This is a genomic window from Thalassoglobus polymorphus, assembly GCF_007744255.1.
GTDB lineage: Bacteria > Planctomycetota > Planctomycetia > Planctomycetales > Planctomycetaceae > Thalassoglobus > Thalassoglobus polymorphus.
Map to the genome: position 1 here is coordinate 501,153 of NZ_CP036267.1, position 21,782 is coordinate 522,934.

Here is a 21,782-nt window from a genome sequence, read left to right on the forward strand (position 1 = left end):
TTTATCCATCCATCTTGACGAGGAGAGTGTTTCTTTGTTCAGTCCTTACGAGGAGCTTGAATATCTCTCTGACTATCTCCCTGAAGAGGGGGAGGCGGTTCTGGTTGTGCGCGAATCGGGTGAGCTTATTTGCAAACCCTGGAGCCAAGATGACCTTCGAGAGGGGATTCACGACTCGCAACTCTATGGAATGCTCGTTCAGGCCAATGAGCGATTGAACTCAGTCGGGACTATGCCGCTTTGGGTAGCGGGCATTGCTCTGGTTTGGTTGGCGATTGTGGTTCATGGACTGCTCGGAGTTGGGTGGGATCGCTGGTATTTGATTCCCGGCTGTTCGATCCCGGTGCTCTATGGAGCCTTGTATTGGATGAAGAAACGTCAGCAGGCGTATTTTCAAAATGCGATTCTGCCGATGCTTCAAACGGAACTCCGCAACCGCCAGACACCGTTTTACTCGCTACTGGCGGGAATCCGGCAGCACGAAGAGTTCCGTTGTCTGCTGGATGAAATCGTCCATTGGTCTCCGCTGAATAGTGAGCTATGATTGTTTGCTGAACATGTGCCGCGCTGGATGCTGGCACGCTCTTATTTTTAATTTTTAGCTGACTTCTGCTTCTATGGGCATCGAAAATCGCGAATATATGCGAGACGGCACTTCCAGCCACTATCGTGGGGGAAGTCCTGCGATGCAGAACATTGTCAAAACGTTGGTGATCGTCAACGTGCTTGTGTTCATCGCGCAGAACCTGCTTCAAGCGCCGATCAGCGTCTCGGACTTCCCGAGGTACTACAATACAAATGGTGCCTCGCAGGAGCAGATTCAAGAGGCCTATCTGGAAGTGAAAGCTGCCGGTCGACTCCCTGAAGAGCCGTTGCTCAACCAATGGTTTACGCTGGACTCTACGAAAGTTTTTCAAGGTCAAATCTGGCGGCTGACGACTTACGACTTTCTGCATTCGACCGAGAGTATCTGGCATATCTTTTTTAATATGTGGCTGTTGTATCTGGCTGGCAAACCTGTTGCAGATAAATACGGTCACCGAGAGTTTCTCTGGTTCTATTTGATTGCCGGTGTCTTTTCGGCGGTCTTCTATATTGTCTGGGGAGCCATCAATCGTGAAGCCGTCGCTGCGGTTGGGGCGTCCGGTGCTGTCTCGGCGATATTGGTGCTGTATGCGATGAACTGGCCACACCATCGCTGGTATATTTATGGAATCATTCCGGTGCCGGCGATGCTGCTAGTGCTGATCTCGGCTGGGCTGGACCTGTTTCCAATGTTGATTCAACTTGGCGGAGGGGGACGAACAGATAATATCGCTCACTCAGCTCACATCGGTGGGATGCTCTTCGGTTTTCTATACTTCCGACAGAAGTGGACGTTCAGCTCTTATGTTCCCAAAGGGTTCTCGTTGAAAAAGATACTGAGCTTCAAACGGAAACCGAAACTGAAAATACATCGGCCTGTTTCCTCTGCGGAAATTGTAGTCCCGAAGGAGCCTCAACCAATCCCCGCTCATGTTGCGCAGCGAGTTGATGAGCTTCTAGAGAAGATCAGCCGTTCTGGCGAAGCGAGTCTGACTTCGGAAGAGCGGGACTTTCTCAACGAATCCAGCCGCAAATATCGCTAGAGCATTCCCAATGCTTCTCTTGTCCGCGAAGTACGTTTTCACAAATCTATGCGCTGGTGCCACGAGACAGAACTGTTTCGACGAATATTAGATCTGCGGTAGACTAAACTGCTCTAGATTTTTTCAATGCTTGTCGTGTCTGTGTTGCGGATTCGCGACTTCTTTCGAGGTTTCTTCACCCATCATTTGCCTTGGGGTTTCTGGCGCTGGCGATACATCTCTCGAAAACTTTTCTTGGGGGCATCAGGGAGTTCTCTTTGCCAGCCCCATTTGTTCAGTTTGTTATAGGTCAGGAAACGAGGAAGCTTCGGCAGCCAGAATCTCGCCATCTTTCCAGCAAACTGGTACAGCCAGGGACGTAGTAGAACGGCTGATGCGAACTTCATGCTGAGTCGTTTTGAAGTCGGCAGAAGTCCTTTGAGAACAATCTTGCTGCGCCAAGTATAGAGCTGTTCATGGATGTTGATTTTGACGGGGCAAACATCTGAACAAGAGCCGCACAGCGAACAGGCATACGGGAGTGTTGAATGCTTTGCCGGGTCGCTGGCTGGGCCGAGGATTGAGCCAATTGGGCCGGGAACGGTGTTGTTGTAACTGTGGCCTCCACTGCGACGGTAGACGGGGCAAGTGTTCATACACGCTCCACAGCGAATGCAATTGAGTGAGCGGCGGAAGTCGTCACTGGCAAGGAGTTCGCTGCGACCATTGTCGACGAGGACGATGTGCATCTGGCAGTCTTTATCGCGTGGCCCGTGGAAGTGAGTGGAGTAGGTGGTGATCGGCTGACCGGTTGCAGAGCGGGCGAGCAATCTCAGGAAGACTCCGAGGTCTTTGACTCGGGGAATGATTTTCTCGATCCCCATGCAAGCGATATGCAACTTCGGAAGTGACGTTCCCAAGTCGGCGTTGCCTTCGTTCGTGCAGACAACGATTCCGCCTGATTCGGCAATTGCAAAATTGACGCCAGTAATCCCCGCCTCTGCGGAGAGAAACTTCTGTCGCAACTCCTGTCGTGCAGCTTCGGTCAGGTACTGCGGATCTGTCGCCCCTTTCTTAGTGCCGATTTTTTCGTGAAACAATTCGCCAATCTCTTCCCGCTTGGTATGGATCGCGGGCATGACGATATGGCTGGGTGGCTCTTCTCGAAGTTGGACGATCCACTCTCCAAGATCGGTGTCAACAACTTCGATATCGTGACGTTCCAGATATGGGTTGAGGTGACACTCTTCGGTGAGCATTGACTTGCTTTTGACGACTTTCTTGACATCGTTCTTCTGCAAGAGATCGAGGACGATCTGATTGTGTTCTGCGGCATCTTTTGCCCAGTGGACCTGGATTCCCCGGGCCTGGGCCTGTTCTTCAAACTGGGTCAGCATCTCGCCCAGATGTGTCATCGTGTACATTTTAATTTGCGAAGCGCGTTCTCGGAGTTCTTCCCATTCGGGAATGGCCGTAGCTGCTTTATCGCGTTTGGCCCGTACAAACCAGAGTGCTCGATCGTGCCAGTGGGCACGGTCCAGATCTTTGACAAAAGTGGCGGCCTGCTTCGGATGTGATGTTGCTGATGCCATATCTTGTTTTCGTCTTCTCAAACAGCGAGGCTGCAATCTGGGTGAATTTTTCTCAACTCTTTATGAATAGTCACATAGAGTTGAGTTGTATTCAAGGTTGCAGGGAGATGAATGAGGTTCAGATGTCTTGTCACTCTTGAGAATCCGGTTGTCTTTTCTGACAAATTCGAATTCGGGAGAGCATTTTGGGCTCAGGGGAAAAGGCGAGGCTGAGATCCTGGGCGAGGAGAAAGTCTTGGTTTTATTAAAATTCTGTTAATAAATGGGGTAGATTAAGCCTGTTGATTCAGACTGGCGAGTCCCTAGAATGCGCGCCTCTGAGCAAGTCCTTAATTTTTTTAGCCTGAAATGGTGCAATTTGGAACTCTCAACACTTGTCACACTGGTTTGCGAACTTGTTGGTGGATTGGGAATTTTCCTTCTCGGCATGAAAAACATGTCCGAGGGGATGCAGGCAGTAGCGGGGAAAAGTCTGCGAAGCTTGATCAACCTGGTTACGACACGTCGTCTGTTGGCGACGGTTGTCGGTGTGATCGTTACAGTCGTCGTTCAGTCCAGTTCGATTACGACTGTCATGGTTATTGGCTTCGTCAACAGTGGCGTGATGGGGTTATCGCAGGCTCTCGGCGTGATCATGGGGGCCAATATCGGGACAACGATTACGGGCTGGATTCTTGTCTTGAAGATCGGGAAGTACGGCCTGCCGCTTCTGGGGGTCTCTGCGTTCGTTTACCTTTTCTCAAAAAGGGATCGCTGGCGTTTCTTAGCGATGTCCTTGATGGGAGCAGGGATGGTCTTCTTCGGCCTGGAAATCATGAAGGATGCATGCGGGATCATCAAAGATCTTCCCGACTTTGAGGCATGGTTCCAACGCTTTCAAGCGGACAGTTATTTTGGTGTCTTGAAGTGTGCTCTTGTTGGATGTGTTCTCACAACACTGGTTCAATCTTCTTCTGCGACATTGGGGATTACGATTTCCCTGGCGAGTCAGGGAGTCATTTCGTTCGAAACTGCAGCCGCGCTCGTTTTGGGTGAGAACATCGGGACTACAATCACTGCGTTTCTGGCATCGTTGGGAGCCACAACTAATGCTCGTCGGGCTGCCTATTTTCATGTTGTCTTTAACCTCGTCGGGGTCTTTTGGATCACCCTGATTTTTCACTGGTACATTGGACTGATTCAGTGGATGTTCGGAGGGAACGTGAGCGAGGCTGTCGTCGTAAAAGGCTTGGAAACATTTCCGCGAACCACGGCTGCAATTGCTGCCACGCATAGTGTTTTCAATATTGTCAACACGCTGATGTTTCTCCCGTTCTTGCCATATTTCGTGCAGGTACTTGAAAAGTTGGTGCCTGACAAAGAGTTCAAGGAGAAGGCGCGTCTCACAGATCTGGATCTCCGTATCCTGGAAACTCCGGCTCTCGCGATTAGTCAGTCACGAAAAGAGATCGAACGCATGAGCGATGGCTGTTCAAAAATGATGGACTGGCTACTCGAACTGATGCAGCAAGACGACCCTGATAAGGCGCTGGCTGACCGTTTGAAACATCGCGAACGTGTCTTGGACTCCATTCAGGATGAAGTTTCAGAGTTTATTACAAACTTACTTGCAGAGAATGTTCAATTTGCAGTTGCCGAGGAAGCTCGACAACAGTTGCGTCTGGCTGATGAATACGAATCGGTGAGCGACTACATTGCCAATCTGGATAAATTCGATCGGAAGCTCCGTCGTGATGGGTATCGCTTCACGGAAGAACAGCGAGAGGGTCTCCGAGATTTGAATCGGAAAATTGCAGATTATATCAATGAAATTAACGAAGCGCTTGAGTTAAAGAATCGAAATGTCTTGATCAAAACCCAAGCTATGTCACAGCGAATTCGCAGTGATGTGAAACAGCTCCGCAGAAAACATCTGCAAGACTTGTCCAACGGGACGATAGCCCCGTTAGTAAATGTCGCATTTCTGGCATCGTTGAATGCGTACTCACGTGTGCGGGACCATGCTCATAACATCGCTGAAGTCGTCTCTGGCGAGAAATAAAAGAGCCATCACAACAAGCACTCAATAACTACACCACTCAGTAAAGACTCAATCACTAAACATTCAGTACTTCCCGCTGGACGGTACACTGAGAGTTTCTCATGTGGTGAATTAGTCAGTTCCACGACACAATTCGTGTACATTTTTTTAACTGCTCTAGGATTTGTGACAGCCGATTCGTCACCTTTTTGAACTTGATGGTATCGAGTATACTTAGTGGGATTCCCTGTTCCGCAAAAGTTCAAAAGCGAATCAATCTCCTGAGGGAAGTTTTAAGGAACTCCTTCACTGCTGCTAAAGAGAAGTTCGTGAAACTGATAACCCTGGAATCACGTTGACGCCACGCGAATTTTCTATCGACGTCATTCAACAACTCACTGACGCAGGATATCTTGCGTATTGGGCGGGAGGCTGCGTGCGTGATTTGCTGCTTGGCAAAGAACCGCATGATTTTGATGTAGCCACCGATGCAGATCCACAAACGGTTCGTGAAATCTTTGGGCATCAGCGCTCAATCCCCGTTGGTGAAAGTTTCGGAGTCATGATTGTGCTCGGGCCAAAATCTGCCGGGCAGGTCGAAGTTGCAACGTTTCGCAGTGAGGGGGAATATCTCGATGGCCGCCGACCGGAGAGTGTCGCCTTTTGTACGCCTGAAGAAGATGCGCAACGACGTGACTTTACAATCAACGGGATGTTCTATGATCCGATCAGCGAGACGGTTCATGACTTTGTCCAAGGGCAAGAGGATCTCAGAAAGCGAGTGGTTCGGGCGATTGGCGATCCACATGATAGAATGGAAGAGGACAAGCTTCGCCTGCTGCGAGCGGTCCGATTCACAGCTGCGTTGAACTTCGACCTCGATCCGACCACTGCGGATGCCGTTCGTGGGATGGCGCATCAACTGGTGGTCGTGAGCGCCGAGCGAATTGCTCAAGAGCTGAAGAAGATGCTGACTCACGAAAATCGTGGGCTGGCGATGTCACTCTGTGAACAGCTGGATCTCTTGCCGGTGTTTCTCCCAGAGGTTGTTGAGAAAACAATTGAGTATTCTCTCGAACGTTGGCAACAACGGATTGAGTTCTTGCATCAGCTGCCAACGAACTCCTTTGAAGTCGCCATGGCAGCTTTGCTTCGAGACGTTCCTGCTCCACAAAGGCACCCTCGGCAGAAGTCGGAGTCTGGAACTGTTCGTGCGGTGTTAAAGCGGTTGAAACTTTCGAATCAGGAAGTGGAAACGATCGAGTGGCTGGTGCGGAAGCGTGGCATCTTTGATCAATTTGCTGACTTCACATTGGCTGAGAAAAAACGTCTCGTTGTCTCTGAGCGCTTCGATGACCTGTTCATCATGGAGAGAACAGCAGCGAGTGTCGAGAAGAGATCAGATGCTTCCTTCGAAATGGTCGAGAGGTTTCGCAATGAAGTTCCGGTCGGAAAACTTGCGCCTCCGGACCTTCTCAATGGCCGAGAACTCATCGAGCTTGGCTTTCGACCGGGAGAACAGTTTAAGCATTTGCTGGGAGCTGTCCGTGATGCGCAACTCAACGAACAGATTGAGACGAAAGAGCAGGCGATTGAGCTGGTTCGGAAGCTCAGCAAGGACTGAGAGCTCGTTGAAAACAGACGACTTGTACTCATTTCGAGTTGTGTGAAGCTCGAAGCGAACCAGTTTGATGGCGTGCCCGCTTGCTGTTGTCCGAGCAGAGTCGTATCGTAGTTGTGCTCGCGCGGCGGTATTGTCGTTCACAACTTCTTATGGAGTTCTGTTTGGTCAGCAACGGTTCAATTCTTGGAGCCATTGAAATTGGCAGCCAGCAATGGCTCTTGCCTGTCGTGACTGTCTTGATTGCCAGCCTTGGATTGTTGGTTCTCAGTTACTCGACGGCGAAGCAATCACTGGGGCTGAAGGCCGTTTTGATTTTACTCAAAGCATGCGGTATTGGACTGCTCGCACTCTGCTTGCTCAACCCGACTCTTGTTCGCAGCCAGTTTCGACCGGGCGAGAATATTATTGTCCTGCTGGCAGACAACAGTTCCAGTATGCAGATTCTCGACGAATCGGGAGTCTCTCGCTCCGATCAGTTTGCGGAAGTGCTCAATAAAGATGACGACGAATGGCTGACGCGGCTCACCCAGGATTTTGATCTACGCAAATATTCGTTCGATGAAAGGGTCAATCAGTTCGAGAACTTTTCATCGCTTGATTTTCGTGGTCGCCGAAGCCAACTTGCTGCCGCAATTGAATCAATCCAGCAACGTTTTCGAAATCAACCTCTCTCTGGAATTGTGTTACTGACTGACGGGAACGCCAGCGATCTCGAACGATTACGCGAAGTTGATCTCGAAGTTCCTGTTTATCCACTGAAGCGAAACGAAAAAGCGAACAACGTTTTTGACGTCGCGATTGATCAGGTCTCTGTTTCGGAAAGTCCTTTCGAGGATGCTCCTCTGGAAGTGGCAGCGACGGTTTCGTCGACTGCTCAAGAAGAGTTGAAGGTGCTTGTCACACTCGGTCAGGAAGCGACGCAAGAAAATACAGCCTCTGAAAATATGGAGACTGAAGAGGCGGCGTCTATAGAGGGCTCTTCGAATTCTGATCTTGAGATTGATGCTGGAAATCGGGAATTACCTCAGTATGAGAAGGCGATCCTTGTACCAGTTGGCAAGCCTGCAATCGTTCGTTTTAAATTGAAGCCGACGCACAAGGGAGTTGCCTTTTACCGATTGCGAGTTCAGCCAGACCATGAACATGATGTTTTTGAACATCCCGAAAAGAGTTCCGAAGCGACTTTAGCGAACAACGAACGGCTCCTCACTGTGGACCGTGGCGAATTCAAAAAACGTATTCTTTATGTAGGTGGTCGGCCGAACTGGGAGTACAAGTTCTTCAATCGAGCTGTCGCTGAAGATCGGGAAGTGAAGCTTGTTAGTTTAATTCGCATTGCTCGGAAAGAGGCAAAATTTGACTTTCGAGGACGCGTGGGAGAGACAGGCAATTCATTATTTCGCGGGCAGGATCGTGAAGCAGATGAAGAGACAGAATCGTATGATGAGGCTGTGATCATCCGCTTGAACACTCTCGATAACTCTGAACTGAGTGACGGTTTCCCCAAAGCGAAAGAAGAACTTTACAAATACGATGCCGTCATTTTGGACGATATCGAAGCGGCGTTCTTCACTCCTGATCAGCAAGCTTTACTGGAAAGGTTTGTCTCTGAACGAGGGGGTGGGCTGATGATGCTCGGCGGGCGAGACTCGTATCGACATGGTCAATGGCACAAAACTCCGCTTCGGGATGTCGCCCCGATCTATCTGGATCGAGCAGGGAGAGCACCGCACGGAGAACTCAAGTGGGATCTGACGAGAGAAGGTTGGCTGGAACCCTGGATGAGAGTTCGGCCCACAGAGAACGAGGAAAAAACAAGATTAGAAGAAGTTCCCAAGCTTCAGATACTCAACTCGGCACGTGAAACAAAGCCGGGGGCTCGCGTGTTCGCTGAGGTGCAAGATGAACAGGGGGAGCGATTCCCGTCTGTGGTTGCACACCAATATGGGCAAGGACGCTCGGTGGCAGTTCTGATTGGTGATTTATGGCGCTGGTCGATTCAGCGACAAGAAGACGAGAAAGATGACCTTGCACAGAGCTGGCGGCAAATTATTCGCTGGCTCGTCGCGGAAGTCCCCGGGCAACTTGAAACAGAGTTGGAATGGACGGAAATTGGATCCGTGCCGGGGGTGAAGTTGAATGTTCGTCTGCGGAATGAAGAGTATCAACCAAAAGAAAACGCGGTCGTTTCGATCTCTGTTCAACCGCCATTTGGAGATGCCATTCAACTCGATGCAGAGCCGAGTCTCTCTGAGCCGGGGCTGTTCGAGGCGACTTATATTCCTCGCGACACAGGTGCTTATCTCGCGGACGTGCATGTCAAAGATGAAACCGAATTGACTTCCCGGATGAAAGTTGGCTGGACAAGTCAACCTGACGAAAAAGAGTTTCGCCAGATCGAGATAAATTATGACGTTCTCGAATCATTAGCGGATCGCTCACAAGGAGAGGTCGTTTCGTTTGCGGACTTGTCAGGTTTTGTTCGAGAACTTCCACAAAAAGAGATGCCGGTTCAGGAAATCAAGACGACACCGCTTTGGCATTCTCCGTTGATCTTACTGCTTGCACTTGCCTGTTTCGCTGCCGAGTGGGGACTCCGACGATGGCGAGGGATGCCATGAATTCTATTGTTTGGACGTTTGTCTCGACGACTCTTTTTGCGTGTTCGATTGTTGCTGCATCTGATGAACCTCTACGGGGTGACCTGTTGATCATTCAAGGGTCTCCCGGTGAAGAGGAGTACGGCAAGCTGTTTTCTACCTGGTCTCAGCGTTGGCAGTCCGCCGCCGAACGAGGACGGTTTCGAATTGTCGTCAGCTCTCCTGATCTGGAAGAAAAGCAGAAGGTTGCGGTTTCGAAAATCTTGGAGACTTTCGAGGACGAAACAACTCTCCCACTGTGGGTCGTGATGATCGGACACGGGACGTTTAATGGTCGGGAGGCCAAGTTCAATCTGGCGGGTGAGGACCTGTCAGCTAAAGAGTTGGACAGAATGCTGGCGAACGTCACGCGCACAACTGTGATTATCAATTGCTCTTCCTCGAGTGCTCCGTTTCTTGATGCGTTGTCACAGGAGAATCGCATCATCCTGACCTCCACCCGCAGCGGCGAGCAAGTGAACTTTTCACGATTCGGTGAATATATTTCTCAAGCGATCGGCGAGACCGCTTCCGACCTTGATAAGGACAAGCAGACTTCTTTGCTCGAAGCGTTTCTCAGCGCTTCACGTAAGACATTGGAGTTCTATGAATCGGATGGGCGAATCCCTACTGAAAATGCTTTACTCGATGATAACGGCGATGGCAAAGGGACGCGTGCTACTGCTTTTCAAGGTGTTCGGGCTATCGCCAAACCGGAAGAGGATGGAATTTTGTTGGATGGCTTTCGGGCCCATCAGCTTCACCTCATTCCCAATGATGCGGAACAAAGTCTTTCCCCGGAGCAAATTGCTCAACGAAATGAACTCGAACGTAAAATCGAGTTGCTGCGTCTCGAGAAAAATAGCCTTGATGAAGCCGACTACTACCGCCAGCTTGAAACTCTCTTTCTTCAATTGGCTGAGATTCTCCTGCTAGATGATCAAGTGAATTCGGATGAAAGTTGAGCTTCCAGAAGCGTGATTGATGCTGTCTTTCAGGGCATTTGGGAAGGAACGTTCTGCAATTTCTCCAATCCTCAAGAGTTTTCAATCCACGGGATCGCTGTTAGTATCTGACGCATGGTTTTGAAACGGATTACAAGAACACGGCTGCGCATTGCTTGACTTGTGCTAGCCAATCATGGAGTGGGGAATACGAAAATGTTCCGATATGGATTCTTTCTTTTTGCCGCAGGGATAGTGTTGAATATGACGGGAGCGTCACAAGCAATTGCCGCTGAAGAGGTGACCTCTGTCGAAGGGATCACAGAGTATCAACTCGAAAACGGAGTCCGCGTTCTTCTGTTTCCGGACCCATCAAAACCGCAAGTGACAGTCAACATGACTGTCTTTGTTGGTTCACGACATGAAGGGTACGGCGAAGCAGGGATGGCTCACTTGCTGGAACACATGCTGTTCAAAGGAACGCCGACTCATCCCAATATTCCGAAACTCCTTCAGGAGAGTGGAGCCAGCTTCAACGGAACCACTTGGCTGGACCGGACGAACTATTACGAAACGTTGCCTGCAAGTCCTGAGAACCTCAGCATGGCGCTGAAACTGGAAGCGGACCGCCTCATCAACAGTTACGTAAAAGGGGAAGATCTCGAATCGGAGATGAGTGTCGTTCGAAGCGAATTCGAACGGGGCGAAAACTCGCCTTCGCGTATTCTTGGTCAACGTGTCACATCGGCCGCTTATGAGTGGCACAACTACGGTCAATCGACCATCGGAAACCGTGCCGATATCGAACGAGTTCCCGTCGAATCATTGCGTCGTTTTTACAAGAAGTATTATCAACCCGATAATGTCATGGTCATCGTAGCAGGAGCGTTCGATCCTGAATTTGCCCTGGCTGAAATCAACGCACACTTTGGTGGGATTCCACGTCCGGATCGTGTATTGGAAGGGACTTACACTGAAGAACCTGCTCAAGACGGCGAACGAATGGTGACCCTGCGACGTGTCGGTGATGTCGGGCTTGCCGCTGCGTTATACCATATTAGTGCAGGAGCTCATCCAGACTATGTTGCCATCGATGTTTTCGAGCACATCATGACGGCATCTCCGTCGGGGCGGTTGTATAAGGGGCTTGTTGAATCGAAACTGGCAGCCAGTGTTTCCGGAGCCGCCTACTCGTTGCACGATCCAGGCATGCTTCGCTTCATGGCGGAAGCATCTCCCGGAGTCGATCCACGCGATGTCCTTTCCAAGATGCTCGAAATTGTTGAAACCGCTGGCGAAGATGGAGTGACTGAGGAAGAGGTCGAACGGGCGAAAACGTATTGGATGAAGACCTGGGAGATGTCATTCGCAGACAGTAGTAAGCTTGCAGTTCAGCTCAGCGAGTGGGCTGCACAAGGCGACTGGCGATTGATGTTTATGTACCGGGATCGTTTAGAAGCTGTCACCCCTGAAGATGTGGACCGAGCCGCGAAGAAGTACGTTCGGCAGAGTAACCGGACTGCAGGATTATTCATTCCCACAAAAGAGCCTGATCGTGTCACCATTCCTGAGACGCCCGATCTTGCAGAAATGATTGGCGATTACAAAGGTCGTGAAGCGGTCGCGATGGGTGAAGCATTTGACGTCTCACCAGAAAACATCGAATCGCGAACGACTCGTCTCACCTTGCCGAGTGGAGTCAAGGCGGCATTCCTGCCCAAGAAGACTCGTGGAGAATCAGTCGTTGTTCAAGTCAATTTGCGATATGGAAACAGCGAGGCTCTCAAGGGGCTTTCGACTGCCTGTGATCTTCTCCCGACGTTGATGACACGCGGCACCAAAGATCTGTCCCGCCAGCAATTGCAGGATTTGCTGAATCAGAAAAAAGCCAAACTGGCAGCATCTGGTACCGCTGGATTAGCCAGCTTTGACATCCAAACACGCAAAGAATACTTGCCAGAAGTTCTGGATGTGCTTCGACAGGTGTTGCGGGAGCCGACGTTAAGTCCCGATGAACTGGAACTGATTCGCAACAAGCGTCTCACAGGATACGAACAGCAACTCACAGATCCGATGGCTCTTGCACAAACTGCACTAGTCGTCGCGACGAGTGAAAAATATCCCCGAGACGATGTGCGATATGCGGAGACCATCGAGGAGAAAATTGAGAGCTGGAAAAACGTCTCTCATGATGACGTTACGAAACTCTTCAATGAGTATCTCAATGGAACCAACGGTGAAGTTGCCATCGTCGGAGATTTTGAGATCTCGGAAATTCAGCCACTTGTTGAATCGATCCTGACTGACTGGACCTCTGATATTGAGTTCTCTCGCAATCCACGTTCGGGAGATGTCGACATCAAAGGGAAGACAGAGAAGATCCTCACGCCTGGTAAAGAAAACGCCACCTACCTGGCAGGGACCGTGTTCCCGATGAAGGAATCGAACCCGGACTACATTGGGTTGATGATGGGGAATTATGTGCTCGGAAGTAGCGGACTTTCGTCTCGCTTAGGAGACCGGGTCCGTCAACAGGAAGGGCTTTCGTACGGCGTTGGTTCCTTCATGCGTTCCTCTCCGCTGGACCCTCGCACGACACTAATGGTGTATGCGATTGCCAATCCGGACAACATGCCCAAAGTTGAAACCGCGATTCGCGAAGAACTTGAACTCCTGATTGATAAAGGAGTCACTGACGAGGAATTGGCTACCGCCAAAAAAGGCTACCTGGAAAAACAACTCGTCAATCGTTCAAGCGATGACCAACTCGTCAATCTGCTGACAAATACTGCCTATCTGGGGCGGACCATGGAGTATTACTCGGAGCAGGAAGCAGCCATCCAGAAGTTGACTGTCGATGACGTCAATGCTGCTGTCAAGAAACGCCTCGACCTGAATCATTATCTCGTTATCGCAGCGGGCGATTTCGACCGTGAAAAAAGCGATAAAGCAATGAAGAAAGACGAACCTATGACGACTGAAAAAGAGACAGAGTTCAAAGCAACAAATTCTGGTTTGAAGTACAAAATTATCAAAGAAGGGGATGGGAAAGCCCCAGTTCCCGCAAATACCGTTGTTTGCCATTACAAAGGCTGGCTCGATAATGGCGAGACCTTTGACAGTTCTTACGACCGTGGACAGCCTGCGACATTCCCTCTCAACGGTGTGATTCGTGGTTGGACCGAAGGTTTGCAGCTCATCAAAGAGGGTGGGAAGATCGAACTCGAAATTCCTTCCGATCTCGGTTATGGCGACCGGGGATTTCCGCCGGTTATTCCCGGTGGAGCGACCCTCCATTTCGAAGTGGAATTGCTCGAAGTAAAATAATTCGTTAAATCGTTTTCACGATCACGAAAATTCTCGCACGAAGTGAGCAAAACTATGAAAATCTGTTGGGGACTCTTGTCCGTTGTTTTTTGTTGCGGCTGTATCGCTGGACCTGATGATTTCACCAGCGCGTCCTCAACGGAAGCAGATTCATCTCAAATCGCCGCTCAGAATGCCGAGTCATCTGAGATTGTGCAAACCGCCAATGTGAAAATCGAAGGGAACGCGGACTTCCGAACAACCAGTTCCGGATTGAAGTATCGTGTCATTCGTACGGGGAAAGGTCGTAAGCCCAACAAGAATTCGACTGTCACCTGTCACTATCGTGGTTGGCTCGATAACGGAAAAGAATTTGATAGCTCTTACGGAAAGAAAGCTGCAACATTCCCGCTCAACGGAGTCATCCAGGGTTGGACGGAAGGTTTGCAACTGATTCAAGAGGGTGGGAAGATCGAACTCGAAATTCCTTCGGAACTTGGTTACGGGGCAAAAGGGCAACCCCCAATCATTCCCGGAGGTGCAACTTTACACTTCGAAGTTGAACTATTCAAAGTTCGCTGAATCTCATCGATCAACTGATCTAGAACCAGTCCGAAAAGCTCTGGAATAGCCGCTTGTCTCAACGTTTGAGAGAGCAATACCAGGTTTCAGGACCAGATCTAAAAATAAGAGCCGTTCACCAACTTGGTGAGCGGCTTTTTTTATGATCTGCTCGATGTGTTCACACCAGTGAAATAGCTGTCCGGCACGAGGCAGAACCTGCTAACCAATTCGAAAGATGCTCAAGAGCAAATCTAAAATTCGTCTTAACAGTACTGTCTCGTGGCATCAGCGTATGGACTTGTGATAACGTACTTCGCGGACAAGAGAAGCATTGGAAATGCTCTAAAAAGCAGAGACGGTGTCTTGAATTGCCGAACCGGTTTGCTGACGCCGAGAGTTGATTCGCAATGAGTGAAGCTGTCAATTTACGATTTGACGATCACTTCTCCTTGAAGTGCTCGAATAATTTCGGCATTGATCTCGTGGATTTCTTCAGCTTCTGCTGCCAGTGTGGCGAGTTCAGCGAGGCGTTTGAGTTTATCGAGCCGTCCCTTGGTGACCTCTTTCGCTGCGCTGGTTGCGTCACTGGAAAGATTCAGTGCTTGTGATTTTGATGAAATTTCCTGAGCGAAAACTTGTGAGACATCCTCATTCGAAAGCCGTTCCAGCTTCACTTCCATCCAGCTTTGGTTCTTAATAAAAGAGCGAAACGCACGTTCAGGTTTCGGGCGTGACGCAAACAAGCACGAGAATGTTCCGTTGACCAACGTCAAGAGTCGTTCCAGCGTCGGAGCGATCGACTGATCAGCTCGGTCGAGCTGATCGAACATTAAGACATGGTGTTCTCCTGAACGCGAGCAGGCTTGGGTGAAATCTTGAATAAGACTCCAGGAATGGATCAGGGGTGTATGGCTCGGTAATCCCAGACCAAGTTCTCCACCGAGTTGAAATGGAATTTCTTCCGGCAGCATTCCGGCGAGATTGATGCGCGAAACTTGAATCGCCTCGCGGCTGAGTTCGTCATCGAGACGATTCAGCAGGTCGGTCTTGCCGGAGCCTCTCGATCCATAGAGGACGCCGCAGCGTCGCTGTAATGCAAGGTATCTCATCCGTTCGAGAGCTTCTGCCCGTTGACTCGCTGGCTGAGGAGAAATTACTGAGGGGCGAATTGTTCCTATCGTATCCATCTCGTGCATCCTGCCACGTTATGATCATGCCGCATAGTTTCGCGGAACGTTTCAAATTTGTTGGTCACCGGTCGTTGCTCAGTCTCACACATTCGCACTCATTCTCACACATTGAATAAATGCGAACCGCTGGGCAGTCGACGACCCTGTCTCTCCCTCTGGAAATCATCAGGAATCTCCAGTTCAGGTCGTCGCGAAGCTAAGCTTCATTCTTCTTATCGACCAAGAACGTTGAAGAGGATCGTAAGAACTTTGAGGAACTTTCCAGCTGTCGGAACTTCAGTCAATCTTTGAGAATTCCGCAAATTCTTTCAAAATCTTCAGGCGTATCAATGTCCCAAAGGATGGATTCCTCTTCGCAGGCGACCTCCTGAACGGTGAAATCGCTATGCCGCGTGAGCCAGTTGAGTCCCTGGTCGTGAGGGATCTTCGCGAGACAACTCGCAGCCGACCATGGGAAGAGGGTCGGGTGGCCGCGTCGTCCCTGGTGAGTCGGGAGCACGATCTGATCTGGAGACGCAGCACAATGAGCAATGAGCTGCGTCAAGGTATGCGGTTCGAGGATGGGATGGTCTGCGGGGATCAGCAGCCAACCATCATTGTCGCTCGGTGCAAAGCTGTCCTGTAAGTCTTGGATGAGGAGTTCAACGCTTTCTCGCATCTCAGCAGGATCATGGTCCGGGAGCACCAGCCGTGCCTGGGATCTGAGAATGGCACGATGAAGTAATTCATCAGACTTTCGAGCGAGTACCGAAATCGAGGCGAATTGAAACATTGAGAGCTGTCGGACAAGACGCTCGATGAGCGTCTCGCCGTTCAGCTGCATCAACAGTTTCGGTTGTCCCATTCTGCGACTGACTCCGGCAGCTGGGATGACAACGTGGATTCTGGTCGTTGCGGTGTGACTCATTCTGAATCGTGGGAACAGAATTTTTGTTCTGCCACCGTTTTGATTCCTCGTAAATCGAGCTTGCCCGTTCCGAGGATTGGGATGTTTTCGACTTCAAGGAAACTTGCTTTGTTCGGCAACCAGATGTTCGGAAGTCCTTTCGTTGCAAGCTCCTTCAGTACCTCTTCAACTGGTTTGTTCAATCTCCGATGCAGTACGATCAGGCGTTCTCCCTTGCGTTCGTCGGGGATTGATGTGACCGCTAGAAGAATTTCTCCTTCACATTCGACGCCCATTTCGCAAATGTGCGAGAGTTCCTCTTCGATTTTAATATGCGGGACCATTTCTCCACCGATTTTTGAAAATCGGCTTTGCCGTCCGGTGATTGAAACAAACCCTTCGTTATCGATGGAAGCAAAGTCGCCGGTGTTGTACCAGCCGTCGTGAATGGCCTCAGCTGTCTTTTCAGGATCATCCAGATACCCGCACATGACGTTCGGGCCTTTGATGAGAAGTAGACCTTCTTTCTCGATGCCGAGGTCTTCTCGAGTGTCGGGATTGACCACCTTGGCTGTCACTCCGGGGAGCGGTCGGCCGACAGTTCCGAGCTTGGTCCCTTGCTGGTAAATATCTTGAGACCTGTGGTCGGGAATGTTCACCGCGGCGACGGGGGAGAGTTCTGTGGTTCCGTATCCTTCGGTCGGCAATACCCCAAATTTTGCTTCGAACTGCGTCGCCAGTTCGAGCGGAAGTTTTTCGGCACCGACCACAATTAAATCGAGTGTCTGGAGTTCTTCTTTCTCGCAGCGTCTGAGATACATCTTCAAGAACGTCGGCGTGGCCATCAGGATTGTTGCCTGATTTTCCTGGCAGAGCCGACCGACCACTTTCGCGTCGAGTGGATTGAAGTGATAAACGCCTCGCACGTTGTAGCACATCGGTAACCACATGCAGGCGGTATAGCCGAACGAATGAAAGAATGGCAGCACGCCGATGATGGCATCTTTCTCATTCAAGTTGAGGAGATGATCGACCGCTTCGATGTTGGAACCTACGTTGGCATGCGAGAGGACAACGCCCTTCGGCTCGCCGGTTGATCCGGAAGTAAAGACGATTGTCAGTGTTTCCTGCGGATCAATTTTGTTCAGTCCCAGGATCGATTCAAGCATCTTTGCAGGCATCACATATGCCGCGGCTGCAGCGAGCAACCTGTCTTTCGTGGTGATCTGCTCCTTGAGATCCTCCAGAAAAACAAACTCTGCGCCTTCGAGCGTATAGGGTTTCTTCTCCAGGAATTTTCGGCTGGTGAGGACGTGCTTCAGGCCTGCTTTCTTTACGCAGAAATTCAGCACGTCTTCAGAGAGTGTGTAGTTGAGGTTCACACCGACGCGGCCATTTAGAGCGACGGCCATATTCGCAAGAGCTCCGCCGACTGAGGGGGGGAGCAGCAAGCCGACATTCTTTTCATCCTTGTCAAGGATTTTTCGTTTAAGGATACGACGAAATGCGAGTGCGGCTGCCAATAACTTGCCACCTGTGAGGCTCGTCTTTGCCGAGTCAACCGCTTTGATCGCACCCTTGTGAGATTTGCAGTGACGAATAAATCGCTGCGCTGGGATGGGATGACGTTCGCTGTCCATTTTCACTGCTTCTGCTCCAAGTTGTTCAACTGCTTGCCGAACTTCGACAGGTCCTTTGACATTGTGCATGGGGGCTCCAAAATGGACATCAACAGGAAGTCTCCATCTTTTGGGCCATTTCCAAAATAATTTTCCGCCCCGCCAACTGAAAATACTTCCCCAGAGCCCATGAAGGTATGCCGGGATCACCGGGGCGTCGCTTCCCTGAATGATTTTCATCATTCCTCGCTGAAATGGTTGGATCTGTCCGGTTCTTGTCAGTTGCCCTTCCGCGAAGATACAGACAAGCTCTCCATTTTTGATCGCGTCCTTCGCTGTTCGAATCGAACGGACCAGTTCCTTTGGTCCTCTGCTGGCATCGATGGGGATGACTCTCATAATCTGTCCGAGCCGCCGCAAGAGCGGCATCTCGGTGAAGTCTGCGTAAATGATGAAGCGAATCATCCGTGACGAAGTAATCATCATCAGTACGCCATCGACGAACGAGACATGATTCGCGACGATCAATCCAGCTCCTTTTCCGGGAAGGTTCTCTCTACCGAACACTCGAAGCTTATATAGAGTGTGAGTGAATAACCACATTCCAAACCGGAATGCTAAATCGGGTAACAGGTAGAGAATGTAAATGACGACCGGAACTGTGATCAGGCCACAAAACAGAAAGATCTGTGACGGCGTCATTCCGAAGACATTGTTCATTAGCATGAACAGTCCTGCGGAAAAAACGATAAAGACGTACGAAATAAAATAGCTCCCGGCGAGAACCGTTCCACGATTTTTTCGCGTGCTGCGAAACTGGAGATACGCTTCTAGCGGAACATCATACAGTCCGGCACTGGCTCCCAGCAGGAACAGTCCGATGCACGAACCCCAATACGCAAACTGCTGCTTGGGGTGCTCCAATCCTGGTTCGAAAAAGCTGCCAGCAATGAAGACCAGAAGTGTACTGCCGATGATGCCGAAGGCTCCAATCGGAACAATCCCCAACTCAACTTTTCCTTCCGACCAAACTCCTGCGAGTACACTTCCGCAGGCGACTCCGGCGATGAGAATTCCAAACAGAATTCCGACATCGATTGGCTCGAGCATTAACACTAACTCGCCGTAAGGCAAAATGTTTTGTTGCGCCAAAGATGCCAGAAACATGAAGAAGGCGATCCCCATTGATGTCCGAATGAGTCGGGGGTCGGCAAACAGCGATTGCAAAGCCGGGACGATATCAACGACGGGGTTTAATGACGGTTTGCGAGTTGGATCAGCGGGGCGAACCGATTCGATCAACAGGCTGGAGAGGGTCCCCACAATCGCACAGCCGAGCATGACCGCTGAGATGAGTGTCAGTTTTGAAAAATCTCCAGAACCGAGCACCGGCTGACTCAATCCGAATAACGCGAACCCGCAAAACGTTCCCGTTCCGACAGCGACGATGGTCATCATCGCCATCAATCCGTTCCCTTTGGAAAGGAGTCGCGTGGGCAAAATCTCAGCAATTGTTCCAAACTTCGACGGGCCGAACAACGAGCTTTGGACGCCCAGAAGCGTCGTCGTCGCAAACAACATCCAGACGTTTCCGTAGAGAATCGAAAGCAGTCCAAACAGCATGATGAAGATTTCCGCGATCTTGAATCCAATGATCACAGATCGTTTTCGGAACCGGTCCGCCAGCCAACCTGCAGTTGGTGTAAAGATCAGATATGGAACTGTCAGGCAGATCGTTCCAATCCCGATTGCGCGGGATTTGTCCATCACTGAGGCAGCAATCGCCACGCCCAGCCAGCGAAAACAATTGTCGTTGAATGCTCCCAGGAATTGTGTCACCATCAAGCTGATAAAGCTTACGGATGAAAGTGAACCTTTTTGTTGGGAGGCGGTCTCAGTCTCATCAGCTGTGTTCTCGGGGGGGGCTATTTCAGTTGGACTCATCAAACAATCTCTTCAGACAACATAATTTCTTCATGCAATACCGGACAATGAGTATTTGTTCGCCTGACAAATCTGAAAAGTGATTGTTCTCCCTGAGAAGAACGGTGATTTCAGAGGTGTTGCGAGCGTTCCCAAGTGAAAAGCGGTCTTTTTCGGAGAATATCACGCATTCCAATAAGCAGAAACATCAGATTTCTGCCCACCCACTGTTTCCCAGAAGAATTCAAGCGATTTCAGAGAACAATGACATCTCTCAAAGAGATTCCGCCTCTCCCGGATCAGCCCGAACAGGAGAGGGAGCGTTGAGGAGATTGTGTGTCACAGCAACCGTCATTGCGGCCAGCACGTCGGATCTGACGCTATTCCGATTTTGTGCTCATAGCCTGTTCCAGAATCTCTGTTGTTCGGGCTGCCATTGCTTCGGGACTGTAGGCTGAGCGAACTTGTTCCCAGCCGCGTTTTGCGAATTTGATTCGGCGAGACGATTCGTGCAACTCGGCTAATCCCTCAGCTAAGGCTGTGGGATCTTTCGGCGTGACCAGGAGTCCGCCTTCAGTTGCTTCGATGATTTCGGGGAATGAACCATGTCTCGGCTGAACGACGGGGACACCGTTGGCAAGTGCCTCTAAGACGTAGATTCCCTTCGGTTCGAGGAACTCTGTTGGGACGGAGAGAACATCGACGGAGTTCAGGAATTCAACCTTCTCTTTGTGAGTTTGCGGGCTGCCGATGTATTCGATTGCGGATGCATGCTCACCGGCAGAGGCGAAGGCGTCGTTCAGGTATTTTTGAAATTGAGGTCCGAGGAAGCCACCGACCTTGAGTTGAGCGTCCGGGATGATTCGGCGAAGTTCGACGAATCCATTCACGAGGTGGTGCACTCCTTTTTCGGGAGCAACGCGTGCAAAGTAGCCGATTGTGTACGGGGCCGTTTGGCGAAGTTCGGGCAATCCGTGGTGGCCGGTGAAATCAATTCCCAATGGCAACGCTGAGAATTTTTCGATGGGAAGACTCAGGTATTTTGACATGTAGTCGCGATAGAACTGGCTGTGAGTGAGAAAGCCGTCGAAGTCCTGGGCTCGCTGGGAGACTTCGTTGATCACTTGCTGCCGGTACTTTTCATTCAGCCCGTCAAGGAAAACATCGTCACCCTGCAGGACGCAAAGAACTGGCCCGGAGAACCGTTCTTTGAGTTGACGCACAGCCCCGGAGAGCAGGGCGTTGCTGAAAATTACGACATCGGGTTTGAGAGCGTCGCTCACATAGCGATCAAGTTCTTCGAATGCGTCGCGATGAGGGCCTGAGTCTCCACTGAGCATTGAAAGTGCGAGTTCTCCAAGTTCGCTGGCATCGTTGCTGATGGCTCGCTTGGTGAGCATTTGGATGACGCCTGGCCTGTCGAGCCAGCTTTTCATGAAGCGGGGAAGCCCTCGCCAAAGGCCTGATTTACTGTTCAAGTAAACATTGATGCCGCCTACGAAGACCCGGTGAGAACTCTCATTGTGCTCATCGACCCGGATCGGGGTGTATGTTGGAATGAGAGAAACTTCATGACCGGCTTGCATGAGTGCGCGTGCCCAAGTGTTGTCGTGCATGCACGACCCACAGAACATTCCCGCTCCACCTGCTGTAATGATTGCAATATGCATAGGAGTATTGTTGAGAGTTCGAGCTTGAGGGTCTAGAGTAGGGGACTCAGGCTGGAGAATCGTCTTTCACAGGGGATTCATCAGTGGCGAATTGAGGAATCGTTGACGGTATCGAAATTCTGATTCGTTAACAAAGTCGTGCGGTCCCTGCGTGGATTTTGATCTGTAAGACTCATCTCTCTGCCAGTCATCGACTGG

13 protein-coding genes are annotated in these 21,782 nt (G+C 50.4%); 8 read left to right on the forward strand and 5 right to left on the reverse strand.

All coding sequences use genetic code 11. From position 1 onward, the window contains the following. Positions 1-34 precede the first annotated feature (34 nt). Together Mal48_RS01930 and Mal48_RS01935 are read left to right on the forward strand one after the other, a co-directional pair. The gene (locus Mal48_RS01930; RefSeq protein WP_145195585.1) at positions 35-544 is read left to right on the forward strand and encodes a hypothetical protein; all 510 of its coding nucleotides are present in this window, start codon (positions 35-37) and stop codon (positions 542-544) included. 73 nt (positions 545-617) lie between these two features. Further along, the gene (locus Mal48_RS01935) at positions 618-1,628 is read left to right on the forward strand and encodes a rhomboid family protein (protein WP_145195587.1); all 1,011 of its coding nucleotides are present in this window, start codon (positions 618-620) and stop codon (positions 1,626-1,628) included. Between the two features lie 182 nt (positions 1,629-1,810). Here Mal48_RS01935 and Mal48_RS01940 read toward each other — a convergent pair whose 3' ends face one another. Further along, positions 1,811-3,199 carry a LutB/LldF family L-lactate oxidation iron-sulfur protein gene (locus Mal48_RS01940; protein WP_145195589.1) on the reverse strand — a complete coding sequence of 463 codons (1,389 nt, stop codon included), beginning with the start codon at positions 3,197-3,199 and terminating at the stop codon, positions 1,811-1,813. A 358-nt stretch (positions 3,200-3,557) separates the two neighbouring features. Between Mal48_RS01940 and Mal48_RS01945 the strand changes: the two genes are divergently transcribed. The 6 genes from Mal48_RS01945 (at position 3,558) to Mal48_RS01970 (ending at position 14,314) form a co-directional block, all read left to right on the forward strand. After that, complete coding sequence (locus Mal48_RS01945; RefSeq protein ID WP_145205610.1) at positions 3,558-5,240, forward strand: Na/Pi cotransporter family protein; 1,683 nt, start codon at positions 3,558-3,560, stop codon at positions 5,238-5,240. Between the two features lie 334 nt (positions 5,241-5,574). After that, the gene (locus tag Mal48_RS01950) at positions 5,575-6,843 is read left to right on the forward strand and encodes a CCA tRNA nucleotidyltransferase (RefSeq protein ID WP_145195591.1); all 1,269 of its coding nucleotides are present in this window, start codon (positions 5,575-5,577) and stop codon (positions 6,841-6,843) included. 149 nt (positions 6,844-6,992) lie between these two features. Further along, entirely contained in the window at positions 6,993-9,464 is a 2,472-nt protein-coding gene (locus tag Mal48_RS01955; protein ID WP_145195593.1) for a glutamine amidotransferase, read from the forward strand. Next, entirely contained in the window at positions 9,461-10,447 is a 987-nt protein-coding gene (locus tag Mal48_RS01960) for a hypothetical protein (protein WP_145195595.1), read from the forward strand. Before Mal48_RS01955 ends, Mal48_RS01960 begins: the two co-directional genes overlap by 4 nt. Before the next feature lie 243 nt (positions 10,448-10,690). After that, complete coding sequence (locus Mal48_RS01965) at positions 10,691-13,753, forward strand: insulinase family protein (protein ID WP_231740001.1); 3,063 nt, start codon at positions 10,691-10,693, stop codon at positions 13,751-13,753. Between the two features lie 54 nt (positions 13,754-13,807). After that, positions 13,808-14,314: an FKBP-type peptidyl-prolyl cis-trans isomerase gene (locus Mal48_RS01970; RefSeq protein ID WP_145195599.1), complete on the forward strand. Its 507-nt coding sequence runs from the start codon at positions 13,808-13,810 to the stop codon at positions 14,312-14,314. A 407-nt stretch (positions 14,315-14,721) separates the two neighbouring features. Here the strand turns inward: Mal48_RS01970 and Mal48_RS01975 are convergent, their stop codons facing one another. From Mal48_RS01975 to Mal48_RS01990, 4 genes are all read right to left on the reverse strand, one after another. Beyond that, positions 14,722-15,483 (reverse strand): AAA family ATPase, encoded by a 762-nt coding sequence (locus Mal48_RS01975; protein WP_197441975.1) that lies wholly within the window; start codon positions 15,481-15,483, stop codon positions 14,722-14,724. 283 nt (positions 15,484-15,766) lie between these two features. After that, positions 15,767-16,393 (reverse strand): nucleotidyltransferase family protein, encoded by a 627-nt coding sequence (locus Mal48_RS01980; RefSeq protein ID WP_145195603.1) that lies wholly within the window; start codon positions 16,391-16,393, stop codon positions 15,767-15,769. Continuing rightward, entirely contained in the window at positions 16,390-19,935 is a 3,546-nt protein-coding gene (locus Mal48_RS01985; RefSeq protein WP_145195605.1) for an acyl-[ACP]--phospholipid O-acyltransferase, read from the reverse strand. Before Mal48_RS01985 ends, Mal48_RS01980 begins: the two co-directional genes overlap by 4 nt. Positions 19,936-20,294: 359 nt before the next feature. Next, the gene (locus Mal48_RS01990; RefSeq protein WP_145195607.1) at positions 20,295-21,584 is read right to left on the reverse strand and encodes a glycosyltransferase family 4 protein; all 1,290 of its coding nucleotides are present in this window, start codon (positions 21,582-21,584) and stop codon (positions 20,295-20,297) included. Positions 21,585-21,782 lie beyond the last annotated feature (198 nt).